Source organism: Streptomyces sp. NPDC014882, assembly GCF_043081325.1.
Classification (GTDB): Bacteria; Actinomycetota; Actinomycetes; order Streptomycetales; family Streptomycetaceae; genus Streptomyces.
Genome location: NZ_JBIBWL010000008.1, coordinates 265,658 through 274,220, shown reverse-complemented (window position 1 = coordinate 274,220; position 8,563 = coordinate 265,658). Strand labels below are relative to the sequence as shown.

At 73.3% G+C, this 8,563-nt stretch carries 7 protein-coding genes; 4 read left to right on the top strand and 3 right to left on the bottom strand.

The genetic code is table 11. The annotated features are described in order from the left end of the window. Positions 1-135: 135 nt before the first annotated feature. A complete protein-coding gene (locus ACF09K_RS20615; protein WP_392245435.1) occupies positions 136-675 on the bottom strand; it encodes a hypothetical protein in 540 nt (179 codons plus the stop codon). 28 nt (positions 676-703) lie between these two features. Next, positions 704-3,568, bottom strand: coding sequence for a DNRLRE domain-containing protein (locus ACF09K_RS20610; RefSeq protein ID WP_392245433.1), 2,865 nt, complete (start codon positions 3,566-3,568; stop codon positions 704-706). 359 nt (positions 3,569-3,927) lie between these two features. Between ACF09K_RS20610 and ACF09K_RS20605 the strand changes: the two genes are divergently transcribed. Next, positions 3,928-4,554 (top strand): hypothetical protein, encoded by a 627-nt coding sequence (locus ACF09K_RS20605; RefSeq protein ID WP_392245431.1) that lies wholly within the window; start codon positions 3,928-3,930, stop codon positions 4,552-4,554. Between the two features lie 61 nt (positions 4,555-4,615). After that, a complete protein-coding gene (locus ACF09K_RS20600; protein WP_392245430.1) occupies positions 4,616-5,056 on the top strand; it encodes an OsmC family protein in 441 nt (146 codons plus the stop codon). Between the two features lie 57 nt (positions 5,057-5,113). Here ACF09K_RS20600 and ACF09K_RS20595 read toward each other — a convergent pair whose 3' ends face one another. Beyond that, on the bottom strand, positions 5,114-6,187 hold the full coding sequence (locus ACF09K_RS20595) for an ABC transporter permease (protein ID WP_392245428.1): 1,074 nt from the start codon (positions 6,185-6,187) through the stop codon (positions 5,114-5,116). 255 nt (positions 6,188-6,442) lie between these two features. Here ACF09K_RS20595 and ctaD point away from each other — a divergent pair, with 255 nt between their 5' ends. Both ctaD and ACF09K_RS20585 read left to right on the top strand, forming a co-directional pair. Then, positions 6,443-8,155, top strand: a complete 1,713-nt coding sequence (gene ctaD / locus ACF09K_RS20590) for a cytochrome c oxidase subunit I (protein WP_392245426.1) — start codon at positions 6,443-6,445, stop codon at positions 8,153-8,155. Continuing rightward, positions 8,152-8,529, top strand: a complete 378-nt coding sequence (locus ACF09K_RS20585; RefSeq protein ID WP_392245425.1) for a hypothetical protein — start codon at positions 8,152-8,154, stop codon at positions 8,527-8,529. The genes ctaD and ACF09K_RS20585 overlap by 4 nt, the downstream gene beginning before the upstream one ends. Positions 8,530-8,563 lie beyond the last annotated feature (34 nt).

Below are 8,563 nucleotides of genomic sequence, written 5' to 3'. Positions count from 1 at the left end.
GGCCCCCCTCCCCGGGCCCCGGGGGGGGGGGGGGGGGCGCCGGCGGGCCGGCGCCCCCGGCCGCCCCCCGCGCGGGGGCCCCCGCCCCCGGGGGGGCCCCCCCCCCCCCGGGCCGGTACGTCCCCCGCGGAACGCTCAGCCGCGCCGGACCGTGAACGGGCACCACGCCGTCCACGCCGATTCCGTGGCACCGTCCTTGCCCCGCACCCGCCAGCGGTAGGCGCCGTCGGCCAGCGTGCCGTCGGGCAGCTGGTAGGCGGCGTCGTGGCTGGTGTCGCTGGTCAGCTGCTTGTGCGACACCGGTTCCCCGGCGGCCGTGTCCACTTCGAAGACCACCTTGCGGCGCGGCCCCGGCCCGCCGGACTCGACCGTCCCGGGCGGCGCCACCGCCTCCAGGGTGGCGGCCAGGGTCGGCGACCCGGACGTCACCACCGGGTCCCCCGCCGGACCGCCGCAGAGCTGGAAGCCCGCGTACGGCCCGTCGGAGATCCGGGGCGCCTCCGGGGTGGGCAGCAGCAGGTCGCCCGGCCCGCCGTCCGCCGCGGGCCGGGCGGCGGGCTGCGACGAGGCGCCGGCCACGGCGAAGGGGGCCGCGACGGCACCCATGGCACAGGCCGCCACCAGGGCGAACACGGCGCGCCCCGGGCGTTCGCGAAACGTCTTCCGTCCACGCATCACTGTCTCTTCTCTCCTCATGGGGCGGCTACTTGACGTAGAGCGTGTGGTCGGGCTCCGGAGCCTGGACCTGGGTGCACTGGTACGACGTCCAGCGGTGCTCGGCGACGAGCCGCTTGCCGGTCTCCTGGCAGCCCGCGAGGTTGTGCAGGTCCTCGTACTTCGTCCAGGAGGCCGCCGTGTTGGGCTTCAGCCGGTTGGCCGTCGTGTAGGCGGCCGCGGCACCGCCCGCGGTGACCCCGTCGGTGCCGTCCCACCGGTAGTGCACGCCCAGCCAGACCCGCCCGACGGCGTTCTCCGCCGCGGCGGCCGAGACGCTGGAGAACGTCCTGGTCACCCCGACGGCGTTCGGGTCCTCGGTGGTGGCCGTCCAGGAGAGCTGGTCGGTCCCGAACCAGTCCCGGGTAGCCCGGGCCCAGGCGCCCGCGAAGGTCGCGTGACCCGAGATGTAGGCCGGGAAGGCGGGGCTGAAGTGGTTGCCGTTGCGGTCCTGGGACAGCGGCTGCCAGTTGGCGTCGGCGGTCGTGCCCGCGTTGCCGTCGCCGTCGAGGCGGATCGCGCTCTCCGGGCGCCACAGGTCGATGTCCGTCCGGTACTTCGTGTCCCAGGCCACGACGGCCGCGTCCGCCATCGCGAAGGCGGTGAGGGCGAACAGCTTGGCGTTGCCCGAGACGGTCGTGCCCTGCTGCCGGGAGAGGATCTGGGTCTGCTCGAACAGCTGGCCCGGCGGCTTGTAGGTGCCGTCGAGGTCGTTCGCCCAGAACAGGGCGGCCTGCGTCTGGTCGGCGGTACGGGTGCCGGACTCCGCGCCGCCGAGGCTCTTCACGTCGTCGACCTGGTCGGCGTACGCCTGGCTCGGCAGCAGCGTGCTCATCAGGGTGTGCCCGCCGGGACCCGCCGGACGGAACTGGGTGCCGGACGCCATGCCGAACGGCTTGACCCCGCCCCACTCCGGGGTGGCCCCGTCGCCGGTGCCGGTCGGCCTCCAGTAACCGGGCTGCGTGCTGCCGGTGTACGGGGCGGCGGGCGCCGAGCCGTCGTTCTGCCGGGCCGAGAGCATGGCCGCGGCGGCCTTCTGGCCGACCTCGGTGCCGGCCGCCCGCTGCTCCGCGGTGACCGCGGCGGGGATGGTCGAACGGGCGGCGGCTATCTCGTCGTCGAAGTCGTAACCCGGGTAGACCGACCTGAGGACGTCGAAGGCGGCGTGGTCGATGGCGCTGTTCACGTCCGGCAGGGCCCCGTTGGAGGCCGTGGCCCTGACCAGGTAGGCGTCCCCCAGGCACCGGGTCGCGCCCTCGGCGCAGCGCGCGGAGTTCGCGGCGTCGTAGATCGCGCCGTGCATCATCGCGCCGGCCCGGGCGAGCGGACCGGGAGCCCCGCCCACCTGCCGGAAGGTCGCCTGGAGCACGTCGTTCCAGTAGACGACGTGGTCCTTCACCGGGTCCGCGGGGGTCTCGTAGGTGACCAGGACCGACGGTGCCTGCGGCGCGTCGGCGGAGGCGAAGATCTTGAAGGACTTGTAGTCCGCCTCGTCGGTGGCCCGCAGGCCGACGGTGTCCACCGCGCGGTCCGTCCGGGACCACTGCCGCACGAGCGGCGTGATGTCCTCGGTGATCCACCGGGTGCCGCAGTCGGTGTGCCCGTGCGTCTGCGTCGACGTGGTCACCTTCGAGCGCCAGGCGGGCTGGTCGCTCCAGCGGGTGGCGGCCGACGCGGTTCCGGTGTCCCAGATCTCCCACGACCGCGGCTCGCAGGAGTCCGACCAGGTGGCGTACAGGTTCAGCTCGGCGTTGAGGACGTCCTGGCCGGTCACCGCGGAGCTGCGCGGGAAGTTGATGAACGAGCGGGCCTCGGTCTTCTGCCACTCGCGGCCGACGTTGAGGCCGGTGCCCGCGGAGAGGTCCGCGGTCTCGCCGTTGCGCACGGTGGTGTCGAAGTTGGTCCCGAAGTACACCGCGGGGTCGATCGTGACCGGGTACCTCGTGGCCCTGTCGGCCAGGAAGTCCTTGTCGGCCCGGACCGTGAGGTCGAATCCGTCCGTCCGCCGGACCACGTCGAGGTCCACCCGGGCCCGGCGCGCGCCGGCGGCGTCGCCGTCCTTCGCGGAGGCGTCCCACATGAAGGGCGTCGGCGCGCGGCCGACCTCCTCGCCGGTGCGGGAGTCGGTCAGCACCAGCGTCTCGTCGGCCTCCCGGCTCGCCCGGAGCCCCTCGGCGCGCACGGGGAGCGTGAAGGCCGCGGCGCGCTGCGCGGCCTGACGGTCCGCCACCACGAGGTACTGCTCGAAGCCGGTCCGGGTCGCCTCGACGACGAGGTCGGTCCCCGGCGAGACGTCCGCGTAGGTGGCCTTCGGGCCGTCCAGCGAGGGTTCGGGCAGCGCGCCCCGCCAGCCGAGCGCGATCTCCCGGTCGCCGCTGCCCAGGCTGACCAGGTCACCGCCGAGGGCCCCGGTGCGCCCGGCCAGGCGCAGGCCGCGCGGGTGCGCCTTCGCCCGTACCGAGCCGTCCGGGTTCTTCACCAGGTCGGTGTCGACGTCGACCCAGCGGCCGTGGTCCCGGTAGCGCACGGGACCGGCGAACGACTCCTGCGACATGGTGCCGTCGGGGTTCGCCCACAGGGTGGTGCTCTCGGTGCGGGCACCGGTCACCTCGATGCGGCGCCCCTGCGCCTGGGCGGTGAGCCGGGCGTTCGCCTCCTCCCGCGCGGTGGCGGACACGACGGGAGCGGTGGCTCCGGCCCGTGGGGCGGCCGCCGGCTCGGCGGCGCCGGCGACGGGGGAGAGGCTCAGCGCGACGCCGGCTTCCGCGAGGAGGGCCAGTGCCAGAGAGAACGCGAGGCCGGGTCTCCGGCCGCGCCGAGCCGGTCGGTCGGACCGGCTGGTGGATCTGTGCACGCCGTACTCCTTCGATCACGAGGGGAACAGACGTGCGGCATGCTGCCAATGATCCAGTTGTAATGTCCACGATCTTCTGGGCGGCGGGCGCGTGATCATGTCAACGCCGGAATGCGGAACTCCGTAGCCCCCCGTATTCGTCCCGTCGCCACACGTCACGAGAGGTGGGAGCATGCCGGGGGACCGGGCCGCCCGCCCACCCGGCCGTCCCGAGTGGCTGGACCGCCGCATCACCCGTCTCATGGGGGAAGGGCCGCAGGCCCCACCCGTGGGACGGGCGAGAGGCACTGTGGGCGCCGTCGGCGGCCGGCCGCACCGCCGTGGGTCACACCGGGTCAAGACGTGGGAGGACCGCACGGATGGACACGCACCGGACCCGGACGGCGTCACGACGGGGGCCCCTGGCGGCCGTGGCGATGGCGCTCGCCCCCGTCCTCGGCACGGCGGCGCTCGCCGCGTGCGGTGCGGACGACGACGGCGGCGGCACGACCTCGTCCGCGAGCGTACGGCCCTCCGCGCCCGCCACCGCCTCCTTCACCGGCTCGGCACCGTCCGCCCTGCGGTCGCTCGCGGAGTCCGCGAAGGCCTCGGTCTCCGCCGCCGCGTCCTCCGCCTCGGCCCGCGCCTCGGAGTTCGAGGCGTCGGTCTCCGCCGAGGCGGCCCGCGCCGGCGCCGCCGCAGAGAAGGAACTCGAGGACGTCGACGGCCGCGGCAACGCCACCGCCGACGTCTCCCTCACCGGCAAGCCGCGGGCGCAGACCGGCGGGCTGCTCGCCGTCGTCGTGAACATCACCAACCGGTCCGGCGACACCGCTTCGTACGCCGTCCGGGTCGACTTCCGCGACCCCGACGGGAAGGTCGTCGAAACCCGTTACGTCGGCGCCGAGGACCTCGCGCCGGGGGAGCGGGCACAGCCCCTCGCCGTCAGCCGCAAGCCCCCCGAGCCGCAGCTGACGGCGGAGATCGCCAAGGCCCAGCGGTACTGAGCGCCCCGGCCGCGGCCCCCGGCGATCGCCTCCGGCGCCCGCGCCCGCTACTGTCCGTCGCATGACCGAGAACACCCTGCGCTCCGTCACCGTCGAACGGACCGGCACCGGACACTTCACCGCCACCAACCCGCGCGGCGGCACGATCTCCTTCGGCACCGGCTCCACGGAGGACGGCGAAACCGACTTCACCCCCGTCGAGTTGCTGCTCGCCGCGCTCGGGGGCTGCACGGCCGTCGACGTCGACGTCGCCACCGCCCGCCACAGCGAGCCGACCCGCTTCACGGTCACCGTGACCGGTGACAAGATCGGCGACGAACTCGGCAACCGGCTGACCGGCCTCTCCGTCGGCTTCTCCGTCGCCTTCCCGGACGGCGAGGCCGGCGACCGCGCCCGCGCGATCCTCCCCCGGGCGGTCAAGGTCTCCCACGACAGGCTCTGCACGGTCAGCCGGACCGTGGAGGCCGGGACGCCCGTCACGGTCACGGTCGAGGACGCCTGACGGAACGGGTCCCCCGGCGCGGCGGACGCCGTCGGTCCGCCGGGGGCCTCGAGCCGATCACGCGGTCCCGGCCTCGGCGCCGGCCTCCGGCCCGGTCTCGCGGCCTCCTGGGTGCCGGTGGCGCCACGTCCAGAAGACCCCGCAGGACACCACGGCCCACCCCGCCAGCACCAGGAAGGGGAAAGCGTGCTGGTGTCCCGCGAAGTACACCGCCGTGTGCTGGGCGTTGACGGACGCGCCGGGCGGGAGCCACCGGCCGATCAGCCCCAGCGGGGAGGGCAGCAGCGGCCACGACACCGCGCCGCCCGACGACGGATTGCCCAGCAGCACCATCAGCCCCCAGGTCGGCAGCATCGCCCAGCGGCCCACGATCGTGTTGAACATCGTGAAGACCATGCCGCTCGCGAACATCGTGAGCGCCAGGATCAGCCACGACTCGACGAACGGCAGATCGAGCGCGCCCAGCAGCCAGTCCACCGTCGCGGCGACGGCGAACCCGCCCAGCAGCGCGTACAGGGCGGTGCAGGCGACGCGCTCGGCCGGTGTGAGGGCCCGGGCGTGCACGCTGAGCTGGATCGCGCCGACGAACCCGACGATCACCGCCGCGAGGGAGACGTAGAAGATGGCCAGGCCTCGCGGGTCGCCCTCCTGGAGGGGGTTGACGTCCCGGACGGCGACGGCCACGCCCGTCCGCCGGCCCACCGCGGGCGCCGCCTCGGCCAGCACCTCCGCGACCGACGCGCCGGACGCCGCGGAGAGGTCCAGCACGACGGCCCGCTCCCCCCTGCGCACGTCGACGACCGCGAAGACCCGCTGCTCCGCGATCGCGGTCCGGGCTTCGGCCGCCGTGTCGTAGGGATGGATCCTCACCGCCGTGTCGAGGGCCTCCTCCATGCCTTCGACGAAGCGCCGGCCCTCGGGCTGATCGGGGGAGCCGACCAGCCCGGTGGGGATCGACCGCGGGGTGGGGTCGGCCATGGAGTAGGTGTAGGAACCGGCGAACAGGGCCGCGGCCGCCGTCAGGATCAGCACGAGCACGGCCGCGGGCAGGAGCGGGGACTCCTTGAACCTGGCCCACCCCCGCGGCGGCACGGCCGGCTCACCGCTGGTCTCTTGTGGCATTTCGGGCATACGGGTCACGGTAGCGGTCCGTGTCCCGGAAGCCGGTGGATCCGCGGGCCACGGCGTCCACCGACGCGGAATGGGCGTTTCGTCCGCCATTCGACTGAAAAAGGAACGCTGCCGGGCGTAGCGCTTGCACGGCCGTCGCGGTCTCCGGTGGGCTGGTCGCAGACTGCCGCACCCGAGCGCCCGGCTCGGCGGGCGGGCAGGACCCCCGGTGCCCCTTCGGCCGCCGGGACCCCCCACTGCCGACCGAGGGATCTGATGGCGACCCAGACCGAACCCGTTGCTCCCGTGCCGGCCGCGGCGCGCCGCAGCCGAGGCCGAGTGATCGTCAGCTGGCTGACCACGACCGACCACAAGAAGATCGGTCACCTCTACCTGATCACGTCGTTCTGCTTCTTCCTGATCGGCGGAGCGCTGGCCCTGGCGATCAGGGCGGAACTGGCCAGGCCGGGCCTGCAGATGCTGTCGAACGAGCAGTACAACCAGGCGTTCACCATGCACGGCACGGTCATGCTGCTGCTGTTCGCCACACCGACGTTCGCCGGGTTCGCGAACGCCATCATGCCCCTGCAGATCGGTGCTCCGGACGTCGCCTTCCCGCGGCTCAACATGTTCGCGTACTGGCTGTTCCTCTTCGGCGGCCTGATCGCGATGAGCAGCCTGATGGTGCCCGAGGGCGCCGCCGACTTCGGCTGGACCGCCTACACGCCCCTCAGCGGCGGCGAGCGCAGTCCCCAGGTGGGCGGCGACCTGTGGATCATGGGGCTCACGCTGGGCGGCTTCGGCACGATCCTCGGCTCGGTCAACTTCATCACCACGATCCTCTGCATGCGCGCACCGGGCATGACCATGTTCCGGATGCCGATCTTCACCTGGAACGTGCTGCTCACCTCGGTGCTGGTCCTGCTGGCCTTCCCGGTGCTGGCCGCCGCCCTGCTCGCCCTGGAGGCGGACCGCAAGTTCGGCGCGCAGATCTTCGACCCGCAGAACGGCGGGGCGATCCTGTGGCAGCACCTGTTCTGGTTCTTCGGCCACCCCGAGGTGTACATCCTGGCGCTGCCGTTCTTCGGGGTGGTCACCGAGATCCTCCCGGTGTTCTCCCGCAAGCCGATCTTCGGCTACATGGGCCTGGTCGGCGCCACCATCGCCATCACCGGCCTCTCCGTGAGCGTCTGGGCGCACCACATGTTCGCCACCCAGGCCGTCCTGCTGCCGTTCTTCTCCTTCATGAGCTTCCTGATCGCCGTGCCGACCGGAGTGAAGTTCTTCAACTGGATCGGCACCATGTGGAAGGGCTCGATCTCCTTCGAGCCACCGATGCTGTGGGCGGCCGGCTTCCTGGTCACCTTCCTCTTCGGCGGCCTGACCGGCGTCCTGCTGGCCTCCCCGCCGATGGACTTCCACGTCACCGACAGCTACTTCGTGGTCGCCCACTTCCACTACGTCCTGTTCGGCACGATCGTCTTCGCGATGTTCGCGGGGTTCAGCTTCTGGTGGCCGAAGATGACCGGCAAGCTGCTGAACCCCCGGCTGGAGAAGATCCACTTCTGGACCCTGTTCGTCGGCTTCCACCTGACGTTCCTGGTCCAGCACTGGCTCGGCGCCGAAGGCATGCCCCGCCGGTACGCCGACTACCTCGAGGCGGACGGTTTCACCGCCCTCAACACCGTCTCCTCCATCGGTGCCTTCCTGCTCGGCCTGTCCACGCTCCCGTTCCTCTACAACGTCTGGTGGACCACCCAGAAGGGCGAGCGGGTCGGGGTCGACGACCCCTGGGGCTACGGCCGCTCGCTGGAGTGGGCCACTTCCTGCCCGCCGCCGCGCCACAACTTCGTCACCCTGCCGCGCATCCGCTCCGAATCCCCCGCCTTCGACCTGCACCACCCCGAACTCGCGTACATGGAGCAGGAGGTCAACGCCGGTCAGCGGGACGCCGTCGACGCCGAGGGACACAAGGGCGAACCGCGGTGACGGCCGGCGGACACCCGGTGCCCGACGGGCGGGAGGGCGCCCTGGCCGCCGAGGCCGAGGGCTACCTCCTGGCCCGTGCCCACCACGACCAGGCGCACCGTGACGCCGAGGAACTCTGTGCCCGGCTGCCCTGGCTGACCACGGGCCAGGCCGACGACCTGACCCGCCACTACGTCCGGCAGCGCACCGACCTCACCCGCCGGATGCTGCGGGACACGGTCCGCCGGGCCGCCGAGCTGCGGCAGGAGTACGAGGCCCGCTACGCGACCCTGCGCCGTGACCTGCTCAGGCGCCACGCCGCGGTCGCGTCGGCGGTCCTCGCCTGCGCCGCCGCGGTGGGGTCGGCGGTGGTCCTGCTCGCCCGCCGGGCGTAGCGCTCACGGGCGCCGCCGGCACCGGCCGGAGTGC